This is a genomic window from Halalkalibacter alkalisediminis, from assembly GCF_028610705.1.
GTDB lineage: Bacteria > Bacillota > Bacilli > Bacillales > Bacillaceae_D > Halalkalibacter > Halalkalibacter alkalisediminis.
In genome coordinates this window covers 222,868-243,187 of the sequence record NZ_JAQQWT010000003.1, presented here as the reverse complement: position 1 = coordinate 243,187, position 20,320 = coordinate 222,868, and the positions used below count along the sequence as shown (strand labels likewise).

Here is a 20,320-nt window from a genome sequence, read left to right as displayed (position 1 = left end):
ATGGAACTTGTTATAAAATATGAATGACATGATGGAATCATCAAAGGAGCGAACTAATGAAAAAAGGTTATGTATATTTAGTTGGGGCAGGACCGGGAGATATTCGATTATTAACTGTAAAAGGACAACAATGTTTAGAAATAGCTGATGTTGTTTTATATGACCGTCTTGTGAACCCATTATTATTAGAAAAAACAAAAGCAGGGGCAGAACTTGTTTATTGCGGAAAGCTGCCAGATCGACATCTTTTAAGGCAAGAGGCTATTAATGACTTGCTGGTTAAATATGCGTTAGAAGGAAAAATAGTCGTTAGATTAAAAGGCGGAGACCCTAGTGTTTACGGTCGTGTCGGAGAAGAAGCAGCTGAGTTGGAGAAATTCAACATTGGCTATGAAATCGTACCTGGTATTACAGCTGGAATTGGCGCATCGACTTATGCAGGAGTACCCGTTACCCACCGGGATTATGGAGCTTCTTTTGCCATCGTGACAGGACATGATAAATCACCAGATGGTCACCCCTTGATTGATTGGCGTGGATTAGCTACGGGAATTGATACGATCGCTTTTTACATGGGTATTAAAAACCTCCCGTATATTTGTGAAAAGTTATTAGAAAATGGTCGGAGTAAAGAAACCTCCGTTCTACTTGTTCAGTGGGGAACACTTGGTAAGCAAAAAACGCTAATGGGTACGTTAGAGACAATTGCTCAATTAGTTAAAGAACAGAAATTTTCTAATCCAGCTATAACAATCGTCGGCGACGTGGCTCAACTGAGAAAAACGGAAAGTTGGTTTGAACGCCAACCTTTATTCGGAAAACACGTATTGTTTGGTCGAACTTCAGAGGGGGAAAGTGAAATTGCTTCTAAGTTAACGAGTCTTGGTGCCGAAGTTTTAGAATACCCAAGGTTTATGACAAAACACTTAAAAGAAACCTACGTTCATTTCGAGGACTATGATGAAATAGTATTTCATTCGCCAAAAAGTGTTGAGTGGTTTTTTAGTCAATTAAAAGAACAACGAGTTGATATTCGTTCGTTGAAAGCAACCCTCTATGGCGCATCAACCAAGTCTATAAAAGCAATTGAGTCTTTCGTTTGTCTTGGTTTTCCAGTTAATGAGATGATAGAGGGGAATAAAAGGTTGCTCATTGCATCTACTGTTTGGAAAGACAGGGAACAACAAAGAAGAGAACTTTATGGTCAACATGATTTCCTTGGCTCTCATTCAGAGTTAGTGGTTCGGCAATCAAACTTTACATGTCAACGAATTCTTGACGAAGATCGAGTAGATACCATTGTTTTTCCGAGTGCAGAGTCAGTTAAAGTTGTAACAGAGCAGATTACTGCCTGTCATGAGACACCTATGACACTCTCAGAACGTGCCGAGATTATTTGTTTCGGTCCTGCTACGTACGAAGCTGCGATTCGTTATGGGTACAAAGTAAAGACTACGTTACAAGAGCCCTCTGGACAAGCATTGATTAAAGAACTAGTAAAACAAGAGCAAGTTAAAGGGAGTTGAGCTTATTGCAAGCCATTTTATATATTGGACATGGTAGCCGAGTTCAAGCTGGAAATGAGGAGCTATATCATTTTGTGGAAAAAGCAAAGGCGGCTCATCCAAATGTAGCAATTCAAGAATGTTGTTTTCTTGAGTTAGCAGAGCCTACCATTCAAGAAGGAGTCGAAGTTTGTGTTAAAAAGGGTGCGACTAACATCGCAGTTGTGCCTGTTTTACTGTTAACGGCAATGCATGCAAAAGTAGATATTCCTGAAGCAATCGCTGAAATGAAAAAACAATATCCAGCTGTTTCCTTTTCCTATGGACGTCCTATCGGAATAGATACTACCGTTATTGACATTGTGAAGGAGCGCTTGCAAGAAGCAGGGTTGCCGTTACGAGATGGCCGTCCTAATTATGAAGACAGAGAGCCCATCTCTATACTTCTTGTAGGGAGAGGAAGTAGTGATCCTGATGCCACGAGTGATTTAATGAAAATTGCCCGTCTAGTTTGGGAATATACACCTGTAGCAGATGTAGATGTCTGTTTTATTGCTGCAACACGACCGAATGTAGATGAAGGGTTAGTAAGAGTGAATCGCCTACCGAATCAAAAGGTTTATGTCGTACCTTATCTTCTTTTTACAGGTGTTCTGATGAAAGGGTTACAAAAACAGCTCGACGAGTGGTCGAAGCAATCCAATAAGGAGTATATTCTTTGTGACTATTTAGGATTTGATGATCAATTAATTACCGTTCTAGCGAGGCGCGTCCAGGAAGTACTAGATGAAAGTGTGTTGGTCAATTGTGACACTTGCTTATATCGTTCAGGCTTCTTTGAACAACAAGGGACAAAGATATGAAGGGCCACCTACCATTAATGCTTAACATGGAAGGGAAAAGTGCTGCCGTGATTGGTGCGGGATCTGTAGCAAAACGGCATGTTTTAAAACTAATTAATGTAGGACTGAGTCAGATTTTTGTATATGCTCCAAGTTTAGACGACGCGTTTAAACCCTGGTTAAACGAAAAAAAGGTGATTTGGAAAAGAGGAGCAGTTGAACGCTCTCAGGTTTTTGATGAAGATCTATTACTTTTAACATCAAATCATTCCTCTCTTCATCTATCAATCTATCAAAACCGACAACCAGGTCAACTTATTTATATGGCTGATCACCCTGAACTTAGTGATTTTCACTTCCCACTGACATTGGAGAAAGGTCTTTTGACCCTTGCTTTGTCCACGGGAGGAGCAAGTCCAACATATGGCAAGCAACTCATGAATGAGCTAGAGTCATCTTTACCTTACACGATTGAAGAGGACTTAGATTTTTTAGTTGACGTAAGACAGCGAGTGCGTGCTAGTCGTTTAAAAGAGCAGGAGCGAAGAACTATTTTAAAAATGGTGGCTAGAAAAGAGTTCTTACATGAAAAAGAACGCGAAACATTATTCATACAGTTACTAGACGAGTATCTGAAGAAATCGACTTAATAGTCGGTTTTTTTCTTAGTCATAGCTGTGATCATTTCTAACTTTAAGATTTAGGTTTGAAAGCTAGATAATTAAAATGAGGTGAGTGAAGTCTAATAAAATACAATAAAAAGGAATTGTTAAATGGGAGTGATAAAATGCAACCGCGTATTATTGTATCAGGTACAGCTAGTGGTGTTGGAAAAACAACAGCGACACTTGGTTTAATGGCGGCTTTAACGAAGCAAAAAAAGGTAGTCCAGGGATTTAAGTGTGGGCCGGATTATTTGGATCCAACCTTTCACTTCGCCATAACCAACCGAAAGTCGCACCAACTAGATAGTTGGATGCTATCTGAAAAATGGATTAAAACCATTTTTTATAAAAATAGTGAGGAGGCAGATCTCTCTATCATTGAAGGGATGATGGGATTATTCGATGGACACTCAGCCTCCTCAAATGTTGGAAGTACATACGAGATAAGTCAAATCCTTGATACTCCGGTATTATTAGTTGTAGACATTAGCCATTGTGCAAGAAGTGCAGCTGCCATTGTCCGAGGCTTTCAATTAATGGAAGATAAAGTAAATATTGCAGGGGTTATTCTTAACAAGGCTGGTAGCGAAGGTCATGCTAAACTCTGTCAGGAAGCTATTGAACAAATGTGTGGAGTTCCTGTTGTGGGCTATTTAAAGTCAAATGATGTACCTGTTCTGCCTGAGAGACATTTAGGACTGGTTCCATCACTAGAACAGGGGCAACACGACTTACTTATTGAAACTTTGGCTCGTGCCGTATCCAATCAATTTGATTTAGCTAAAATCTTAGAGATCGCAGAGGGAGCGGTACGGATTCAAGAAGACATGGATGCCCTCCCCTGGCCTGTGCAATCAAAACAAATTCGTATTGCTGTAGCGTATGATGCTGCCTTTCATTTCTACTATGAAGAAAACTTTTCTCTACTCAAAAAGGCAGGAGCTGAATTAATCTTGTTCTCTCCTTTAGCAGGTGAATCATTACCTGTTGATTGCGATGGGGTTTATTTAGGGGGCGGATTCCCTGAAGAATATGTTGAACCATTAATGAAAAATAAGAAATTAATAGCCGATCTTCAGGAAGCTAGCAAAGCTGGAATGCCTATTCTAGCAGAATGCGGTGGATTTATGTTTTTAGCTAAAGAAATTCATGTTCATGGAAAGGCCTATTCAATGGCAGATGTGATTCCGATGGAAGTAACGATGCAAGAGAAACTTTCAGCAATCGGCTATCGCGAAGTGGAAACAGTGTCAGAGACCGTTTTTGGAAAAAAAGGGGCGCTTATTAGAGGTCATGAATTTCATTATTCAACTTCTAGATTCATGGAAAGTGTTCAACCGGCATTCAGCTATAAAACTTTAAATGGAGAAAGGCAACATGTCGGGTTTCAAGCCAATGGAGTTCTTGCTAGCTACATCCATCTACACTTAGCTTCGAATCCAGAGTTGGCCTTAACGTGGATGGATACCTGCCGACAATACCAGACAAAAGGGAGAAAAGAAAATGACGATTAAGACATTTAACAATGAAGTACTAAGGGAGACAAAAGCTCATTTAGATCAGTTAACAAAACCCATAGGCAGCCTTGGGAGAATTGAAGAATTAGCGATCCAATTAGCTGGAATTACAGGACAGTTTCCACCTATAATCGAGAAACCAGCAATTGTGGTTGCTGCGGCTGACCATGGGATTGTGGAGGAAGGTGTTTCAGCATATCCTCCAGAAGTGACGGCATTAATGATTGAGAACTTTGTCCGTGGGGGGGCAGCCATTAATGTGTTTGGGAAGCAAATAGGAGCAGAAGTGTTAGTAGTTGATGTAGGGGTTAACGCAGACATTAGTAGCCAGCCAATTATTCATCAAAAAATTAGAAATGGTACTAGGAATTTTCTTCGCGAAGACGCCATGACGGAAGAAGAGGCTCTTGCTGCCATCGCAGTCGGTAAAGAGATAGCTAACGATTTAATTTTAAAAGGTCATCGCTTACTAATTACAGGTGAAATGGGTATAGGAAATACAAGTGCATCTAGTGCTCTTGTTGCTTGTTTGACACAGGAGCCAATGGAACGAGTTGTGGGGATTGGAACAGGGCTGAAAGAAGAAGAAAGACAAAAAAAGATTGCCGTTCTTAAAGAAGCTATGTTGAATCGAAATATAACCGCTGGCACAAGTCCTTTGTCTATTTTAGCAAAGGTAGGTGGTCTTGAAATTGCCACATTAACAGGTGTTATATTAGCAGGGGCAGCAAAACAAACGCCTGTGCTAATTGATGGATTTATTTCAACTGCAGCAGCTTTAGTAGCGAAGAAATTAGAACCTGCTATTGGACCTTATTTAATGATCGCTCATCAATCAGCAGAATTAGGACATGAAGCAGTGATGAACTACCTAGAGGTCGAGCCGATTTTGCAACTTGACTTACGATTAGGAGAAGGGACAGGAGCAGCTCTAGCGTATCCTATTGTTGAGGCCTCATCTCGAATTCTAAGAGAAATGGCTACGTTTAAAGATTTAGGACTGTGAACGTTTTTTCAAGAATGAAGTTATAAAGAAAGGCAGTTGAGATAAACGATCTCAACTGCCTTTTTACAATTTATTTAGTATAAGTTAATTTAGCAATGGCATCGTGTTGGTGAATAGATTCTTCATTTCGACATTCAACGGTGAATGATTTAATGGCACCATTTTCATATAAATCAGCTGCAACAAGTCGAACGAGATCTTCAACAAAACGAGGATTTTCGTAAGCATGCTCAGTTACGGCTTTTTCATCAGGTCGCTTTAAAACGGGATAAAGGATGGAACTAGCATTTGTTTCAGCTGCATCTAGCAGAACAGATTTCCAATCAGCTTCATAGCTATCATCAACCGTTACAGTCATTGTTACGAAGCTACGTTGATTATGTGCACTGTACTCACTAATTTCCTTGGAACATGGACATAGCGTCGTTACGGCACCCGTTAATGTTATAATCGATGTATATCCTTTTTCTTCGTCAAAAGACACATCATAAGTTACGTCTGCATGAGCCATCCCTTCTTTTTGCATCGCAGGGCTTGTCTTTGTAAAAAACCAAGGGAACGTTACACGGACATTTGCAGCTCTCTGTTTCATTTCTCGAGCCAAGATAGCAGTGAATTCACGTAGTGTTTGATCCGTTAGTAAATGTGTTTGAAAAAACTTGTGCAGTTGTTCTGTTAGACGACTCATGTTAATTCCTTTAAAATCTTGCTCTAAACTAGTAGTTAATGCAAAAGTAGCTGTTGTTGTTTGAGTAGTTGGAGCCAACTCTGATTCAATCATGACAGGGTATTTCACATCAGAAATTCCAACCTGTTGAATAGGAAAATAAAAATCAGCTGGTTTATTTTGAAGATCTGGCATTTTCTCCTTATCTGTTGGTTTTGTTCCAATGATAGGGTCTACAGTCCCAAAATGACGGTGACGCTCAGCTTTAGGTGGTAAAGAACGTTTCATTTTATGATCACTCCTGAAAGTTAATTCTCTATTAAAAGTCCTAGCATAACTTTACATGTAAGTAAACGACATACATTAGTACTAAAATAGTTGCGAGTTATGCTTCCTACATATTACACTACAATGGGAAAAGGAAACAAGAATGTTGACTAATGTTATTAATCTAAAAGTTTAAAAAGTTGAAAAGGTAAAAAGAAAAGAGGTCAATTATGAAAAAAGGAACGACCATATGGTTAATGATAGCGATAGTACTTCTAATTGGGGGCTTCATCATTCAAGTAACGGTTATGCCTTCAGATGAGACAAGGGTTATTATTGATCACACACAGAAAGTCTATAGTGCACCTGCGTGTTATGACCAAGCGGGATTAACAAATAATCTAGAAGAAACCACACTTGGTTACGCAAAAAAACTAGACTATATGAGTGAATCAAATTGTACAGATCAGGAATTTTCAGGAGAACAAATGCCCTTTTTACTAAGCTTATTCCGATAATAAAATGAGACGGAGAACGAAAAAATGAAACAGTCGATACTCTTCCTCATGTGTCTTCTTAGCATTACTGGTTGCGATACATTACTGACTGCGGGGGGAGGGGAATCGGAGAGATTAAGAGAAATCACTTTATCAGAAAATGAGCAAGTGATTTTTTCATTGCTAGCTGATGAATTATTTTATATTGAATATATGGATCGAAGCAAACAGTTTCGTTCATTAGAAATCGGTGTTGATTATTTTCACTATGGTGAGCTCTCTGAGGAGAGTGGTGGGATCACGTTGGCTGCAAATAATCCCGACTTTGAAACCGAGGATGATCGAGCGAGATTTTTATTTACGATGGATTGGGAAGCGAGTGGCGATAGTCCTTCTGTCCAAGGTGAGATGATCATCTTTTATGACAGTGGAACGACGGGATCTAGTTCGTATTCCTTTTCACGCCCGACTTTAGAGCAAGGCGGACGAACAAGGGGCTATTTACTGGAGCAAATAGATAAAATTCCTTACGGAGAAAAGTTGTATGTTGCGTACCTGGCTGAGAACGTGAATTCTAATTCAATGAAGACATTTGACTTAGAACAGGTAACTACGCCTAACGACGAATATGAGCATGTATATTTATATTACGTAATGGTTAATCAGGAGTCATGATATAAAAAGGATTACTATTTATATACAAGGGGATGATGTTGATCATCCTCTTTCTTGTATATAAGCGTCATTGCCAAGAATAGGTGTGTATTGTATGGAACAATGTGGTGAGTTTAGCTGAGGAAGAATAAGGAGATTATGTAAGCTTATAACGGAACAGAATCACTTTGCAGATCGTATTTGATTGTGCTATATTGAGAATGTTCTAAAAACTTAAAATGTAGAGATAAACGAAGGATAAGGGAGCTGGAGACAACAGATGAAGGTAGCGAAATTTGGGGGAACATCGGTTGCAAGTGCGGAGCAAATTAAAAAGGTAGCTGCCATTGTAGCAGAGGATAAAGAACGGAAAATCATTGTAGTATCTGCACCTGGAAAGCGTCACAGCGATGACACAAAGGTAACAGATCTACTTATTCAATTAGGCGAAACGATGTTAGAAAAAGGAGAAGCAGAAATTGAATTGCAAGAAGTTGTAAAGCGTTACGAAGATATTGCAGAAGGTTTAGGCCTAGGTAGAGAGATCGTAGCAACGATTGAGGCGGATTTACGCAAAAGACTGGAGTTTGATTTAAATCGTGGGGACTCATTCATGGATTTAATCAAAGCCAGTGGTGAGGACAATAATGCAAAGTTAATTGCTTCATATTTTCAAAAAGTAGGGTTAAACGCTACATATCTTAATCCTCAAGATGCCGGTTTGTTTGTAAGTGATGAGCCGGGAAATGCGCAAGTTTTATCAGAAGCATATGATCACCTTATTCACTTACGCCAACGAGATGAGATTATTGTATTCCCAGGGTTTTTTGGTTATTCAAAAGAAGGAACACTTGTGACATTTTCACGTGGAGGTTCAGATATTACAGGTTCTATTTTAGCTGCGGGTGTGAAAGCGGACCTATATGAAAACTTTACAGATGTTGACTCTGTGTTTGCGGCAAATCCTAAAATCATTGACAATCCAGTAAAAATTAAAAGAATGACATATAGAGAAATGCGAGAATTATCGTATGCTGGTTTTTCTGTTTTCCATGATGAAGCTCTATTTCCGGCTTTTAGAAATGGGATCCCCGTTTGTGTGAAAAATACAAACAATCCTTCCTCGTCAGGAACGATGATCATTGCTGAAAGAGAATATTTTTTAAATCCAGTAATTGGGATTGCTGCAGATGAAGGCTTCGCAACCATTTATGTGCGTAAGTATCTGATGAACCGTGAAGTGGGATTCGGGCGTCGATTGTTGCAAATTTTAGAAGACGAGGGCTTGTCTTATGAGCATATGCCGTCTGGAATTGATGATACGTCCGTTATTTTACGTCAAGAGCAGTTAACAGATGAGATTGAAGAAAGAATTGTTGCAAAAATTAATGAAGAACTTTGTGTAGATGATGTCTATGTGGAACGTGACTTTGCGATGGTGATGATCGTAGGCGAAGGGATGCATAATACAATCGGGATATCATCACGAGCTACAGCTGCTCTAACGCGAGCCAACGTGAATATTGAGATGATCAACCAAGGTTCATCAGAAGTAAGTTTAATCTTAGGAATCCATGCCTCTGATGCTGACCGAACAGTAAGAGAATTGTACCAAGAGTTTTTTGGTGGAGCAGATGAAACCGTTCAATAAAAGATATTAATGACCAAACCACAAAAGGTTTGGTCATTTTCTGTTAAGCCACCGAATCAAGATGTTACTGTTAGACAGATGAAGGCGTTCTTGTCTTCGAATTATCTCGAGGAAAACAGTGGCGTTACTGATTTTGTGACCATTATTAATCGAATCGAAGAATTATCGAAACGATTAATCTCTTATCAGATTGATGGAGATAAGCAGGAGTGGGAGTCTAAGCTTCATCAATTTAAAATGGAGATCACATTCGAGGCTTATAAAAGATTTCATACTAGTAGAGAAACAAGAAGAGTGGAAATGATGATTCAAGATCTATTAAAAAGGAAGAGGAAATAAAAGAAACTAATAAGATTATCTCCAATACATAAGACAACCAGCCTTTCAATTAGATAGGCTGGTTGTTTCTTTATTTATGATCAGTAAGTTTCTGTAGCATGGATTTCATTTCTGAGATCTCAGCTTTTAATTCTTGCATTTCATTGTTAGATTCCTCTTCTTCTTCAGCTTTATTCGCTTTTTCAACATTACCAACAATGACTCCAATAAAAAGGTTAAAGACAATAAAAGTTCCAACAAGGATAAAGAGGACAAAATAAATCCAAGACCAAGCGACTTCAGCGAAGATAGGACGCATAACCCCACTTGCCCAAGATTCCAAGGTGACGACTTGGAATAAGGTTAAAAGTGAGAGTTGTAAATTACCAAAATACTCTGGTGCAATCCCAGCAAATAACATCGTTCCTATTACGGCAAAGATATAAAAGATGATACTCATAAGGATCATAATGTTTCCTAATGCAGGTATGGTCATCAATAAAGCATCAACTAGGCGACGCAAGGATGGAATAACAGATATGGCTCGAAGAACACGTAATACGCGCAGAATTCGTAGCACTGTAATAAAGTGTGCACCGACAAACAGATGCCCGGCGGCTACAATTAAAAAATCAAACCAATTCCAGCTACTTTTAAAGAAATTTTTTGTTGGTTTTGTTGCGATGAAACGCATGGCAATTTCAATGGTGAAGATCCACAGTAATATGTAATCTGCTAGAAAAAACCACTCTTTATGTTCCTGATAAATATCAGGATATGTTTCGATTCCAACAAGAATGGCATTTACAACAATGAGGCCAATTACAGTAGATGTAAATGCACGATGAAAAACAATTCGTTGTACGAAACGAATGAATTTATTTTGTGAACGTTCTGTGTTTGAAATTTCCATAATAATAACATGACTCCCCTGTACGCAATCTAACTTTTATTTTACTAGATTTTATACCTGTACAAAAGCATTAAGATAAAAAACGAACAAATGTTCTTGTTTTTGTTGTTCTTTTTTTGTATACTAAAAAAACGTAAGCATCAGGAGGGAAAGGTCATGGATAGATTGCTCAATCGTAGTGTGGAAGACTCCCTAAAATTAGAAATGGTATATCAAGCTCATAATGGTCTAATTACCCAAAGGACGATTAGTGTGAAATCTTATAATGAGATACAGCTGATTGCTTTTTGCCATTATCGTAATCAGAACCGCTTGTTTCGAAGAGATCGTATTCTGTCTTTGTTTCCACTCCATCGCCAAAAAGTGATAAATGATTTATATAATTAATAAAAACAAAGGCAACAAACTAGAATAGCCTGTTGCCTCAAATGTTATTTTTTTGTGTTTGAAAATACCGCTCCTAATTCTTTAGATCGAGCAATAGCGTTTGTGATTGCGTCTGTCAATGCTTCTTGACTGTTTCTTTCTTGTAGAACCTTCATACCGGCTTCGGTTGTACCATTTGGACTCATAACCTCTTCATAAAGCTCTTTAGACGTTTTAGTCGTGGACTGTAGTCTTTTCCCTACACCCACTACCGTTTGTGTAATAAGGGTACTTGCTTCTTCTTGTGAAAGACCCGCTTTTTCAGCTGCTATCTCCATAGCTTCAATTAAATAATAAAAATAAGCAGGCCCGCTTCCAGCAAGACCAGTTGCTGCGTCGAGTTTTTCCTCACGGACAACCGTAACCGTTCCTACTGCTGAAAAAAGTTTATCGACTTCATGCATATGTTGATCTGTTGCAAATGTACCTTTAGCGATAGCTGTTGCAGAAGCTCCCACTTTAGCAGAGGTATTTGGCATCGTTCTAATTACACCGGCTTGGTGACCAAGTAAATCCTCGATATACCCAGTTGGAATTCCAGCTAAGACAGAGACAAACAATTGTGATGGATTGGTTGTCTCTCTAACATCTTCAATCGCTTCTTTTACAGCCTTAGGTTTCATCGCTAGTATGACAATATCACCTTCTTTTACGGCTTCTAAGCGATCACTATTCGTTCGAATTCCGTATTCGATCTCGAGATAATTAAGCTTTTCCTGATCACTTAAATTTGTTGCGATAATTTGATTAGGTTGGACAACTTGAAGTCTAACAAGACCTGCAATGATGGCTTCGGCCATCGCCCCCGCTCCTAAAAAAGTAATGGTTTTGTTTTTAAGCAAACCTTTCCACCTATCCTTTCACTTGTCCCTGACCTTGGACGATGTATTTAGTAGAGGTTAAAGCTTCAAGCCCCATAGGACCGCGTGCGTGAAGCTTTTGTGTACTAATTCCAATTTCTGCACCGAATCCGAATTCAAATCCATCTGTAAAACGAGTAGAAGAATTATGGTAAACGGCTGCAGCATCTACTTTATTTAAGAAGTTTTCTACGTTCAGTGCGTCTTCACTTATGATGGACTCAGAGTGCTTGGTGCCGTAAGTATAAATATGATTGATGGCTTCATCGACAGAACCGACAATTTTTAAGGCGACTTTTAGATCAAGGAATTCATTTTCCCAATCAGATTCAGTGGCAGGCTCTATCCGACTATCGTATGCTCTTGCTTCTTCATCACCGACAAACGAAACACTCTTGTTCGCAAGTTCTTGCAGAAGCTCTTTCATATGAAGAATAGCCCATTCTCGGTCAACTAAGATGGTTTCAACAGCATTACAAACCGACGGACGCTGGGTTTTTGCATTAACAGCTATTGAAATAGCCATATCCTTTTCAGCTGTACGGTCGATGAATAAATGGCAATTTCCTACCCCGGTTTCTAAGACAGGAACGGAAGCGTTCTTAACGACTGATTGTATGAGAGAAGCTCCTCCTCTTGGTATGAGAACATCTAAATATTCGTTTAATGTAAACATTTCGGTAGCTGTTTCGCGACTCGTATCTTCAATTAGTTGTATCGCCTCAACTGGAATCTTCGTTTGCTCGAGGGCACGTTGTACGACAGTAACTAAGGCTGTATTCGAATGAATGGCAGAAGAACTACCACGTAATAAAACGGCATTGCCTGCTTTTAAACATAAACTAGAAGCATCAATAGTTACATTTGGACGTGCTTCATAAATCATACCAATTACACCAAGAGGAACACGGACTTTGCTGATCTTTAGCTTATTTGGACGTGTGTCAGTTGATAGAACCTCGCCAACTGGATCTGACAAAGACGCGACTTGTCTTAAACCTTCCGCCATATCCACTAAACGACTTGACGTTAACGTTAAGCGGTCAATAAGGCCTTCATTTGTCCCGTTTTGACGTGCGGTTACAATGTCTTTGTCATTTTCTTTAAGGAGGTAAGTTTCTTCTTCGATTAGCTGTATAGCAATCAATTGTAGAGCTTGGTTTTTCTCTTCAGTTGAAATAGTAGAAAGAATACGTGCACATTCACTTGCTTTCCGGGCTTTTTCTCGTAATTCACTCATTTCATCGTCTCCTTTATATTGGGAACCCATTCATTCCGATGAATGACAACGGGTTGTTTATGTTTTTTGGATGGATCATGTTCTTTTTGTTGATCTTGCAGAACTTTTAGTTCGTCAGTGGAGATATTCGTTTTTCCTTTTCCGATCACATAGCCACTCTTATTACGGACTTCTATCACGTCACCTGCAGAGAACTCACCATCTACTTTTAGGATTCCAACAGGTAATAAGCTTTTCCCACGGTAAAGAAGAGCATGCTCGGCACCTTCATCAATGGTGAGGCGAGCGGCAATGGTTGAATGGAGCGCAATCCACTGCTTAGTCATGGGCATAACGGGTTCATGCACAAAGGAACCAATATACGTTCCGTCTCCTTTGCCGTTTAAAATATCAATAAATGTCTCTGGATGATCTCCTTTACCAATAAAAACATTAACACCTAGTGTCAGAGCGGTTTGGGCAGCACTAACCTTAGACTTCATTCCTCCAGTACCAACTTTAGAGTTGGAATCTCCTGCAAAAGCAAGTAGATCTTCTGTTATATAAGGGAGATAGTTTATTTTTTTTGCTAAAGGGTTTTTCTGCGGATTCGCATCATATAATCCATTGACATCCGTCATGATACAAAGAGTATTAGCATGAATCAATCCACTTACAAGAGCGGATAGCATATCATTATCACCAAAGGTTAATTCCTCAATTGAAGTGGAATCATTCTCATTAATAATAGGGATGGCATTTCTTTTTAATAATTCAGTCAATGTTGAATAAGCATTTCCATATCGTGTTTCATCAGAAAAGTCTTGTCTAGTTAACAGTAGTTGGGCCGGTGTTAAGCTATATTTGGAAAATTGCTCAATATAAGCTTGCATTAACATCGCTTGCCCAACAGCAGCAGCAGCTTGTTTTCCTGCGATTGTTACTGGTCGACTTGGATAACCAATTGCTTTAAAGCCAGCTGCAACAGCTCCAGAAGATATCACAATGACTTCATGACCAGCTTGTTTTAGTTTCGCGATTGCCTGAACAAACCGAGTAACTTTTTCAAAACTAAGAGCACCTTGATTGGTCGTCAATGAGCTACTACCAATTTTAACGACTAGCCGTTGTCGACTCATGTTTTTCTCTCCTCATTTCCTTAGAATTTTATAAAGTGTACGAATGCTAAGGGCACTATCTACAAAATAAAAAAAACTTCTCTGTCCTATAAAAAGGACGGAAAAGTTTATCCGCGGTACCACCTTTGTTGGCAAGAAAATGCCCACTCATACCCGTAACGTGGGGAACGGTCTAATGAACAGAAAAAGTATGTTCATTCTAACTAGCTCAAAGGCAGGTTCAACAACATTAGCGGTGATGACCCTTTCAGCCGGTGAGGTCACTCTCTTTTCACATAATGATCTGTCTAATAATCCCTATCATCGCTTTTTCGTATTGTTTTTACTATTATATGAGGGAGAGAGGCTTGAGTCAACTATCAGTTTTTTTAGAGGGTAGTGAGGGTAGTTCATTTCTTGTAGAATGAAAAGAGATGATAAAGAGATGAGGAATTCTAGATGGCAAAGAGAAAAACAATTTGGATCACAGGGGCATCTAGTGGTTTAGGCTGGGAGATAGCCCTAGAGGCAGGGAAAAAAGGCTATAGAACCGTTTTATTAGCAAGAAACACAAAGAAGTTATATGAATTACAAAAATTAATTGAAGAACTTGGAGGCGAAGCGCACGTCTATTCGTTCGATGTTAGCAAGCCAGAGATGATTACAAAAGTAACAAAAAAGATCATGACAGAGGTAGGACAAATTGATGTTTTAATTAATAATGCAGGTTTCGGTGTTTTTGAAAGAGTGGAGTCGACTAATATTAAAAACGTTGAAGAAATGTTTGCTGTGAATGTGATCGGTTTAATTGCGTTAACGAAACAAATACTGCCGTATTTGTTAGAGCAAAATAGTGGACATATCATCAATATTGCTTCACAGGCCGGAAAATTGTCTACACCTAAATCGAGTGTTTACGCAGCAACTAAACATGCAGTTTTAGGTTTTACAAACGGGCTAAGACTTGAATTACATGATCAAAAGATTCATATAAGTGCCGTGAACCCTGGTCCTATTAAAACAGCTTTCTTTGAAAGGGCCGATCAAGAAGGAACTTATGTGAAGAATGTTGAAAAATGGATGTTAGATGCTCAAGAAGTCGCTAAAGCAACCATTCGCTTAATTGAAAAACCAAAACGTGAGCTTAACCTACCAAGGTGGATGAATGTAGGAACAACTTTATATCAACTTATGCCAGGTATCATAGAGAGAGTGGGAGGAAAGAGGTTCAATCAAAAGTAAAAACTCTTACAGGAGGGTACTATGAAAAATCGTTATCACTGTTGTGCGACGTGCCGTCATTTTTTAGCAAAGAAGAAAGAGAGCGGTGGGATGATTTATCGTTGCGTGCGGTTAGGTTTTGAAACAAAAACGACCTATACCTTTGATTGTTGGGACCCAAAAGATCAGATCAGCAGCCTTCTAAGAAGAGAAGGTCATTCTTCATCTTGACCTGTGAAAAAAGCATACACGACATCTTGGACGATATCTCTCACATCCGTTTGATTGGTTTCATTCATTTTTTTTACAATTTTTCGAGTTAGTTCCTTTTCTTCTAGTTCTGTTAAAGGAAGAGAAAAGTCGTGATCTGTATAGGTTTTAGCTACAGCTTTAATGTGCTTTTTAATTAAAAGAGTATCCATTAAACCACCTTCAGGTAATTAATTAGTCATTATTTTACTTAGTATAGTTGCGAATGAAGAAATGGTAAACCATTTGACTTACATTAGGAATCATTTTACAATCAGGCTAGTAAAAAATCAAATAGTTTAAAACCCTAATCTTTTATAGGGTGTGGACTTTTCTAGAGAAATCTATTTTCACCACACGTGTCTTTTAACGTGTGGTTTTTTTCATGGGGAAAAGGAGTGATTGTGATGAAGGCATGGCAGTATGCTTCATTGGTTTTTTTAGGTGGTTGCTGTTTTGGCATTTTATCTACGTTTGTCAAATTGGCGTACGGTGCAGGATTTTCAATAGCAGAAGTCACAGGGGGACAGTTTATTGTGGGGACCGTTTTGATTGGGGTACTGGCTCTATTCTCAAAAGGTAATAAATTATCGATAGGTCAAATCGTTCGTTTAGTAGTGGCTGGTATTCCAATGGGGTTAACCGGTATTTTCTATTACCAATCGTTGCAATGGTTGGACGCTTCTTTAGCGATCATTTTCTTATTTCAGTTTATTTGGATTGGTTCACTGTTGGAGTGGATATGGGAAAAGAAAAAAACATCCAAAGTAAAACTGTTATCTATAACGGTTTTACTTGTTGGATCGGTATTAGCTGCAGGAATATTCACACAAGGAGCAAACCGTTTTTCAATTCAAGGAGCGGCTTGGGCGAGTTCTGCTGCTGTTATGTTTGCTACATTCATCTATGTGAGTGGAACAGTAGGTAAGACATTACAGCCGGTTCAAAGAAGTGCATGGTTCTCAGTCGGAGGACTGCTCGCCGTTTTAACATTATATCCACCGATTTTCTTAACAGAGATTCCGCTCCTTATTGAGCTTACACCTTATGTTTTAGTTCTTGGGCTTTTCGGTGTTGCCTTACCACCGTTGTTATTTTCAATTGGAATGCCACATGTTGGAGCAGGTCTCGGAACGATTTTGTCATCTTCAGAGCTACCCGTTGCTATTATTCTTTCTACGCTTGTGCTAGCTGAACCTGTTAGTTGGTCACAATGGATGGGGGTTTCTATTATCTTAGCAGGAATTATTATCGGAAATAAAAAAGAGAGTTCAGTCTGTAGTAAGCAGGTTCGCATATCTGATTTTTCCGTTTAATTAAACAGGTAGGAGTTAGTCGATCTCTCCTACCTGTTTCTCAAATTCTTCAATAAGTTTGTCTAGAACAGCGATTCGAGCTGATTGTTTATCATTGCTATTTATGATATGCCACTTAGCCGAGGCTGAATTTGTTTGATTAATTAATTGCTCGACTGCTTCTTCATATAGATCCCACTTTTCTCGATTTCTCCAGTCTTCATCAGTGAGTTTCCAACTTTTAAATGGATCCGATTCTCGGGCTTTAAAACGACTTAATTGTTCTTCTTTCGATATGTCCAACCAAAACTTTATGATTATATGGCCATCATCTGCCAGCATTTTCTCGGTGTGATTAATCTCGTCATAGGCCCGCGTCCATTCTTCTATTGTTGCAAGTGATTCTACTCGTTCGACTAGAACGCGCCCATACCAGGAGCGATCAAAGATACAGATCTCGCCCTTTTTAGGTAGGACCTTCCAAAACCTTCTCATATAATGATAGTTTAATTCGTGTTTATCTGGAGCAGAAATGCCGTGTACGGAGTAACCACGCGGGTCAAGTCTTTCTGTTATTCGCTTAATGGTTCCGCCTTTACCAGCTGCATCCCACCCCTCAAAAATGAGAATGACAGGGATGTTTTGTTCATATAATTTTCTTTGTAGACGTATTAATTGTAATTGTTTCATTTTCAGTGTTTTTTTATAATGCTTTTTCGAAGTGAAGCGTGGGGATTCATTATTTGACTGAAGCATGGTAAACCTCCTTATTAAAAAGATTAACTCACTACTATTCTTACGATTATTAACTATTGTAAAGATTATGACCTTCTCATTACATCTTTACTAAATCAAATAGGTAATAAAAAAACATCACATCTGCCTAATTTTTGAATAGGATAGCTTATGGGTATAGAGCCTAGCATGGGGCATTGAGAGAGTAGACAACAGAGTTAAGTTCTAATGACTTACTCTTACAGAAAAACTTCCCAAAAGGGGCTGATGAATACATGTGTGGAATTACAGGGTGGATTGATTGGCGTCAAGACTTAAGAAAAGAAGAGAAACAAGTGAAGAAAATGGCAGAAACATTAAACCGGCGTGGACCAGATGACTTAAATGTGTGGACTTCAACGCATGCTGCTTTTGGTCATGCGCGCTTAGTGGTTGTTGATCCTGAAAATGGTGTTCAACCGATGAGTCGTACTTACAAGGGTAAAACCTACACGTTGGTTTATAACGGCGAGCTATATAATACAGAGGACATTCGGAAAGAACTCCTTGCTCGTGGTCATGACTTTAAAGGGCATTCAGATACTGAAGTATTATTAAAATCGTATATTGAGTGGGGGTATCAAGCACTCGAAAAGTTTAATGGAATTTTTGCCTTTGCCATCTGGAACGATAAGGATGAAAGTCTGTTTATGGCGCGTGATCGTCTAGGTGTGAAGCCACTGTTTTATACTGTTCGAAACGGTTTCCTAATTTTTGGATCTGAGCTAAAGGCTTTGTTAGCCCATCAAGAAATTGAACCGATTGTGAAAACAGAAGGTCTTGCTGAGATTATGGGTCTAGCACCATCACGAACTCCAGGTCATGGAGTATATGATGATATTCATGAATTAAGACCGGCCCATATGCTTATTTACGATCGGAATGGTGCAAAAATTAGTCGATATTGGACATTAAAAAGCAAAAAGCATGATCAAACGGTTGAAGAGACAGCAGAAAATGTACGTTCCTTATTAGGGGACGCCGTAGAACGCCAGTTATTTGCTGATGTCCCTGTTGGTATGTTTCTGTCTGGTGGAGTAGATTCAAGTGCGTTAACGGCTTTTGCTGCTAAGGTATACGAAAAAGAAGGGAAAGGCCCAATTAAGAGCTACTCAATTGATTACGACGAAAATGATAAATATTTTAAAGCAAATGATTTTCAGCCCAATTCGGATGCGCCTTGGGTGAAAGTAGTTTCTGATGCGCTTGGAACGGAGCATCATAATAAAATCATTTCAATTGATGAGTTGGCTAATCGTTTAAAGGAAGCTGTAGATGTCCGAGACTTGCCTGGCATGGCCGATATTGATTCATCCTTACTCTGGTTTTGTCATGAGATCAAGCAGGATGTGACAGTAGGATTATCTGGCGAATGTGCGGATGAAATTTTTGGAGGGTACCCTTGGTTCCATAAGCCGGAAATCATGAATTATGATGGCTTTCCTTGGATGAGGTCAATCGATGAACGTGAAAATCTTCTAAATGATAAATGGAAACCAAAATTAAAGTTAAAACAGTATGTTTATGATCGTTATAAAGAAACGATTGCTGAAACTCCACGTTTGGATGGAGACACACCTGAAGAAGCGAGAAGAAGAGAGATTTCTTACTTAAATATTATTTGGTTTATGACGAATCTCTTAGATCGCAAGGATCGGATGAGTATGGGTGCAAGTTTAGAAGTTCGTGTTCCATTTTCAGACCATCGGCTTGTTGAATATGTTTGGAATATTCCATGGGAAATGAAGCAACTAGATGGACGGGAAAAAGGAATTCTTCGGAAAGCATTAGAAGGACTTTTACCACATGACATTCTTTATCGCAAGAAAAGTCCTTATCCCAAAACGCACCATCCTAAATATACGGCTGCTGTTCAAAAAGGAATGCAAGAGGTTCTTGCACAAAAGGATGCACCTATTTTTGAATTCATAAACAAAGCTGCTTTACAGGAAATGGCAGAGTCAGGTGGGTTCCCAACAGGACAGCCGTATTTCGGACAGTTGATGGCTGGACCTCAACTTTTAGCTCATTTTATTCAAATGGACTACTGGTTAACAAAGTATAATGTGAAAATTAAAGAGTAATAAAAGGAAAAGAACCGACTAAGTGTCGGTTCTTTTTATGGACATGGGGAGGAAATTTCAAAGCCCAAAACGTTTTTTTTTACAATAAATGGATTTGCGCTATAAACATGTCCAGTTAGAGTAATGTACGGCTGAACTTCATATAAACGATTAGTAACTATCATGGAAATAGGATTTTCTTGGCCATCGAAAACTCCTTGCTGTAAGCCGGTAAAAAGCTCTGTAAAGGCCATTGGTGTCGGTTTTGCCCCAAGTGCTTTCCATTGTTCGTATCATTAACCCTTTCAGGTCGTTAACCTTTTTTATCTCCCGAATCAAAATTGTGAAATGTCGAAAGCCAATGTCAAGTGTTAACGCTTGTGTAATGGATTGTTCCTTTGTAGTTACGGTGGGAATCCTCATGATTTTAGTTCCCAATTTCTTTTCACTTTCAATCGTTGGAAAAGCGACTTGAAACATGGAAAGTATAATAAGCAAAGATTTAATTAGGTTATTCATTTGAGACCTCACAGTTTAATCTAAACACATATGCTTTATTTATGTTTTTCAAATGGAAGCAAAACATACAAATT

General features: G+C 38.9%; 22 protein-coding genes and 1 other annotated feature. Of the genes, 14 read left to right on the top strand and 8 right to left on the bottom strand.

The genetic code is table 11. The features are described from left to right. Positions 1 to 56: 56 nt before the first annotated feature. The 5 genes from cobA (at position 57) to cobT (ending at position 5,535) form a co-directional block, all read left to right on the top strand. Positions 57 to 1,526, top strand: coding sequence for a uroporphyrinogen-III C-methyltransferase (gene cobA / locus PQ474_RS06065; RefSeq protein WP_273841143.1), 1,470 nt, complete (start codon positions 57 to 59; stop codon positions 1,524 to 1,526). A gap of 5 nt (positions 1,527 to 1,531) precedes the next feature. Continuing rightward, positions 1,532 to 2,368 (top strand): sirohydrochlorin chelatase, encoded by an 837-nt coding sequence (locus PQ474_RS06060; RefSeq protein WP_273841142.1) that lies wholly within the window; start codon positions 1,532 to 1,534, stop codon positions 2,366 to 2,368. Then, the gene (locus PQ474_RS06055; protein WP_273841141.1) at positions 2,365 to 2,997 is read left to right on the top strand and encodes an NAD(P)-dependent oxidoreductase; all 633 of its coding nucleotides are present in this window, start codon (positions 2,365 to 2,367) and stop codon (positions 2,995 to 2,997) included. Before PQ474_RS06060 ends, PQ474_RS06055 begins: the two co-directional genes overlap by 4 nt. A gap of 137 nt (positions 2,998 to 3,134) precedes the next feature. Continuing rightward, positions 3,135 to 4,526: a cobyrinic acid a,c-diamide synthase CobB gene (locus PQ474_RS06050; RefSeq protein WP_273841140.1), complete on the top strand. Its 1,392-nt coding sequence runs from the start codon at positions 3,135 to 3,137 to the stop codon at positions 4,524 to 4,526. Next, positions 4,516 to 5,535, top strand: a complete 1,020-nt coding sequence (gene cobT, locus PQ474_RS06045) for a nicotinate-nucleotide--dimethylbenzimidazole phosphoribosyltransferase (RefSeq protein ID WP_273841139.1) — start codon at positions 4,516 to 4,518, stop codon at positions 5,533 to 5,535. The genes PQ474_RS06050 and cobT overlap by 11 nt, the downstream gene beginning before the upstream one ends. A 70-nt stretch (positions 5,536 to 5,605) precedes the next feature. On the opposite strand, the gene folE2 is transcribed toward cobT, so the two are convergent. Next, entirely contained in the window at positions 5,606 to 6,490 is an 885-nt protein-coding gene (folE2, locus tag PQ474_RS06040) for a GTP cyclohydrolase FolE2 (protein WP_273841138.1), read from the bottom strand. 209 nt (positions 6,491 to 6,699) lie between these two features. On the opposite strand from folE2, the gene PQ474_RS06035 reads away from it, so the two are divergent. The 4 genes from PQ474_RS06035 (at position 6,700) to PQ474_RS06020 (ending at position 9,610) form a co-directional block, all read left to right on the top strand. Beyond that, the gene (locus tag PQ474_RS06035) at positions 6,700 to 6,987 is read left to right on the top strand and encodes a hypothetical protein (protein WP_273841137.1); all 288 of its coding nucleotides are present in this window, start codon (positions 6,700 to 6,702) and stop codon (positions 6,985 to 6,987) included. 24 nt (positions 6,988 to 7,011) lie between these two features. Then, positions 7,012 to 7,641 (top strand): hypothetical protein, encoded by a 630-nt coding sequence (locus PQ474_RS06030; RefSeq protein ID WP_273841136.1) that lies wholly within the window; start codon positions 7,012 to 7,014, stop codon positions 7,639 to 7,641. A gap of 259 nt (positions 7,642 to 7,900) precedes the next feature. Beyond that, the gene (locus tag PQ474_RS06025; RefSeq protein ID WP_273841135.1) at positions 7,901 to 9,271 is read left to right on the top strand and encodes an aspartate kinase; all 1,371 of its coding nucleotides are present in this window, start codon (positions 7,901 to 7,903) and stop codon (positions 9,269 to 9,271) included. 9 nt (positions 9,272 to 9,280) lie between these two features. Beyond that, a complete protein-coding gene (locus PQ474_RS06020) occupies positions 9,281 to 9,610 on the top strand; it encodes a hypothetical protein (protein ID WP_273841134.1) in 330 nt (109 codons plus the stop codon). A gap of 70 nt (positions 9,611 to 9,680) precedes the next feature. Here the strand turns inward: PQ474_RS06020 and PQ474_RS06015 are convergent, their stop codons facing one another. After that, the gene (locus PQ474_RS06015) at positions 9,681 to 10,502 is read right to left on the bottom strand and encodes an ion transporter (RefSeq protein ID WP_273841133.1); all 822 of its coding nucleotides are present in this window, start codon (positions 10,500 to 10,502) and stop codon (positions 9,681 to 9,683) included. 156 nt (positions 10,503 to 10,658) lie between these two features. Between PQ474_RS06015 and PQ474_RS06010 the strand changes: the two genes are divergently transcribed. Continuing rightward, positions 10,659 to 10,889, top strand: coding sequence for a WYL domain-containing protein (locus PQ474_RS06010; protein ID WP_273841132.1), 231 nt, complete (start codon positions 10,659 to 10,661; stop codon positions 10,887 to 10,889). 44 nt (positions 10,890 to 10,933) lie between these two features. Here PQ474_RS06010 and proC read toward each other — a convergent pair whose 3' ends face one another. Genes proC through proB form a run of 3 tightly spaced genes read right to left on the bottom strand, consistent with a single transcriptional unit; the run spans position 10,934 to position 14,146 of the window. Continuing rightward, positions 10,934 to 11,770, bottom strand: coding sequence for a pyrroline-5-carboxylate reductase (proC, locus tag PQ474_RS06005; RefSeq protein ID WP_273841131.1), 837 nt, complete (start codon positions 11,768 to 11,770; stop codon positions 10,934 to 10,936). 10 nt (positions 11,771 to 11,780) lie between these two features. Continuing rightward, complete coding sequence (locus PQ474_RS06000) at positions 11,781 to 13,028, bottom strand: glutamate-5-semialdehyde dehydrogenase (RefSeq protein ID WP_273841130.1); 1,248 nt, start codon at positions 13,026 to 13,028, stop codon at positions 11,781 to 11,783. Next, entirely contained in the window at positions 13,025 to 14,146 is a 1,122-nt protein-coding gene (gene proB, locus PQ474_RS05995) for a glutamate 5-kinase (protein ID WP_273841129.1), read from the bottom strand. The genes PQ474_RS06000 and proB overlap by 4 nt, the downstream gene beginning before the upstream one ends. A 90-nt stretch (positions 14,147 to 14,236) precedes the next feature. Next, positions 14,237 to 14,459, bottom strand: a binding site (T-box leader). A gap of 125 nt (positions 14,460 to 14,584) precedes the next feature. On the opposite strand from proB, the gene PQ474_RS05990 reads away from it, so the two are divergent. Together PQ474_RS05990 and PQ474_RS05985 are read left to right on the top strand one after the other, a co-directional pair. Next, the gene (locus PQ474_RS05990) at positions 14,585 to 15,367 is read left to right on the top strand and encodes an SDR family NAD(P)-dependent oxidoreductase (protein WP_273841128.1); all 783 of its coding nucleotides are present in this window, start codon (positions 14,585 to 14,587) and stop codon (positions 15,365 to 15,367) included. Positions 15,368 to 15,388: 21 nt separating this feature from the next. After that, the gene (locus PQ474_RS05985) at positions 15,389 to 15,577 is read left to right on the top strand and encodes a hypothetical protein (protein WP_273841127.1); all 189 of its coding nucleotides are present in this window, start codon (positions 15,389 to 15,391) and stop codon (positions 15,575 to 15,577) included. On the opposite strand, the gene PQ474_RS05980 is transcribed toward PQ474_RS05985, so the two are convergent. After that, positions 15,562 to 15,768, bottom strand: coding sequence for a YqzH family protein (locus PQ474_RS05980; protein ID WP_273841126.1), 207 nt, complete (start codon positions 15,766 to 15,768; stop codon positions 15,562 to 15,564). The genes PQ474_RS05985 and PQ474_RS05980 overlap by 16 nt on opposite strands. 234 nt (positions 15,769 to 16,002) lie before the next feature. On the opposite strand from PQ474_RS05980, the gene PQ474_RS05975 reads away from it, so the two are divergent. Beyond that, a complete protein-coding gene (locus PQ474_RS05975; RefSeq protein ID WP_273841125.1) occupies positions 16,003 to 16,911 on the top strand; it encodes an EamA family transporter in 909 nt (302 codons plus the stop codon). 15 nt (positions 16,912 to 16,926) lie between these two features. On the opposite strand, the gene PQ474_RS05970 is transcribed toward PQ474_RS05975, so the two are convergent. Beyond that, positions 16,927 to 17,646: a polyphosphate kinase 2 family protein gene (locus tag PQ474_RS05970; protein ID WP_273841124.1), complete on the bottom strand. Its 720-nt coding sequence runs from the start codon at positions 17,644 to 17,646 to the stop codon at positions 16,927 to 16,929. Positions 17,647 to 17,900: 254 nt separating this feature from the next. Between PQ474_RS05970 and asnB the strand changes: the two genes are divergently transcribed. Beyond that, on the top strand, positions 17,901 to 19,748 hold the full coding sequence (gene asnB / locus PQ474_RS05965; protein WP_273841123.1) for an asparagine synthase (glutamine-hydrolyzing): 1,848 nt from the start codon (positions 17,901 to 17,903) through the stop codon (positions 19,746 to 19,748). Positions 19,749 to 19,783: 35 nt separating this feature from the next. Here the strand turns inward: asnB and PQ474_RS05960 are convergent, their stop codons facing one another. Further along, entirely contained in the window at positions 19,784 to 19,981 is a 198-nt protein-coding gene (locus tag PQ474_RS05960) for a hypothetical protein (RefSeq protein WP_273841122.1), read from the bottom strand. Positions 19,982 to 20,320: the final 339 nt, after the last annotated feature.

Bases quoted from the DNA above. Each gene is read 5' to 3' on its own strand.
- cobA (WP_273841143.1), top strand. From the start codon at position 57: ATGAAAAAAGGTTATGTATATTTAGTTGGGGCAGGACCGGGAGATATT.
- PQ474_RS06055 (WP_273841141.1), top strand. From the start codon at position 2,365: ATGAAGGGCCACCTACCATTAATGCTTAACATGGAAGGGAAAAGTGCT.
- PQ474_RS06050 (WP_273841140.1), top strand. From the start codon at position 3,135: ATGCAACCGCGTATTATTGTATCAGGTACAGCTAGTGGTGTTGGAAAA.
- cobT (WP_273841139.1), top strand. From the start codon at position 4,516: ATGACGATTAAGACATTTAACAATGAAGTACTAAGGGAGACAAAAGCT.
- folE2 (WP_273841138.1), bottom strand. From the start codon at position 6,490: ATGAAACGTTCTTTACCACCTAAAGCTGAGCGTCACCGTCATTTTGGG.
- PQ474_RS06035 (WP_273841137.1), top strand. From the start codon at position 6,700: ATGAAAAAAGGAACGACCATATGGTTAATGATAGCGATAGTACTTCTA.
- PQ474_RS06030 (WP_273841136.1), top strand. From the start codon at position 7,012: ATGAAACAGTCGATACTCTTCCTCATGTGTCTTCTTAGCATTACTGGT.
- PQ474_RS06025 (WP_273841135.1), top strand. From the start codon at position 7,901: ATGAAGGTAGCGAAATTTGGGGGAACATCGGTTGCAAGTGCGGAGCAA.
- PQ474_RS06020 (WP_273841134.1), top strand. From the start codon at position 9,281: ATGACCAAACCACAAAAGGTTTGGTCATTTTCTGTTAAGCCACCGAAT.
- PQ474_RS06015 (WP_273841133.1), bottom strand. From the start codon at position 10,502: ATGGAAATTTCAAACACAGAACGTTCACAAAATAAATTCATTCGTTTC.
- PQ474_RS06010 (WP_273841132.1), top strand. From the start codon at position 10,659: ATGGATAGATTGCTCAATCGTAGTGTGGAAGACTCCCTAAAATTAGAA.
- PQ474_RS06000 (WP_273841130.1), bottom strand. From the start codon at position 13,028: ATGAGTGAATTACGAGAAAAAGCCCGGAAAGCAAGTGAATGTGCACGT.
- proB (WP_273841129.1), bottom strand. From the start codon at position 14,146: ATGAGTCGACAACGGCTAGTCGTTAAAATTGGTAGTAGCTCATTGACG.
- PQ474_RS05990 (WP_273841128.1), top strand. From the start codon at position 14,585: ATGGCAAAGAGAAAAACAATTTGGATCACAGGGGCATCTAGTGGTTTA.
- PQ474_RS05985 (WP_273841127.1), top strand. From the start codon at position 15,389: ATGAAAAATCGTTATCACTGTTGTGCGACGTGCCGTCATTTTTTAGCA.
- PQ474_RS05980 (WP_273841126.1), bottom strand. From the start codon at position 15,768: ATGGATACTCTTTTAATTAAAAAGCACATTAAAGCTGTAGCTAAAACC.
- PQ474_RS05975 (WP_273841125.1), top strand. From the start codon at position 16,003: ATGAAGGCATGGCAGTATGCTTCATTGGTTTTTTTAGGTGGTTGCTGT.
- PQ474_RS05970 (WP_273841124.1), bottom strand. From the start codon at position 17,646: ATGCTTCAGTCAAATAATGAATCCCCACGCTTCACTTCGAAAAAGCAT.
- asnB (WP_273841123.1), top strand. From the start codon at position 17,901: ATGTGTGGAATTACAGGGTGGATTGATTGGCGTCAAGACTTAAGAAAA.
- PQ474_RS05960 (WP_273841122.1), bottom strand. From the start codon at position 19,981: ATGGCCTTTACAGAGCTTTTTACCGGCTTACAGCAAGGAGTTTTCGAT.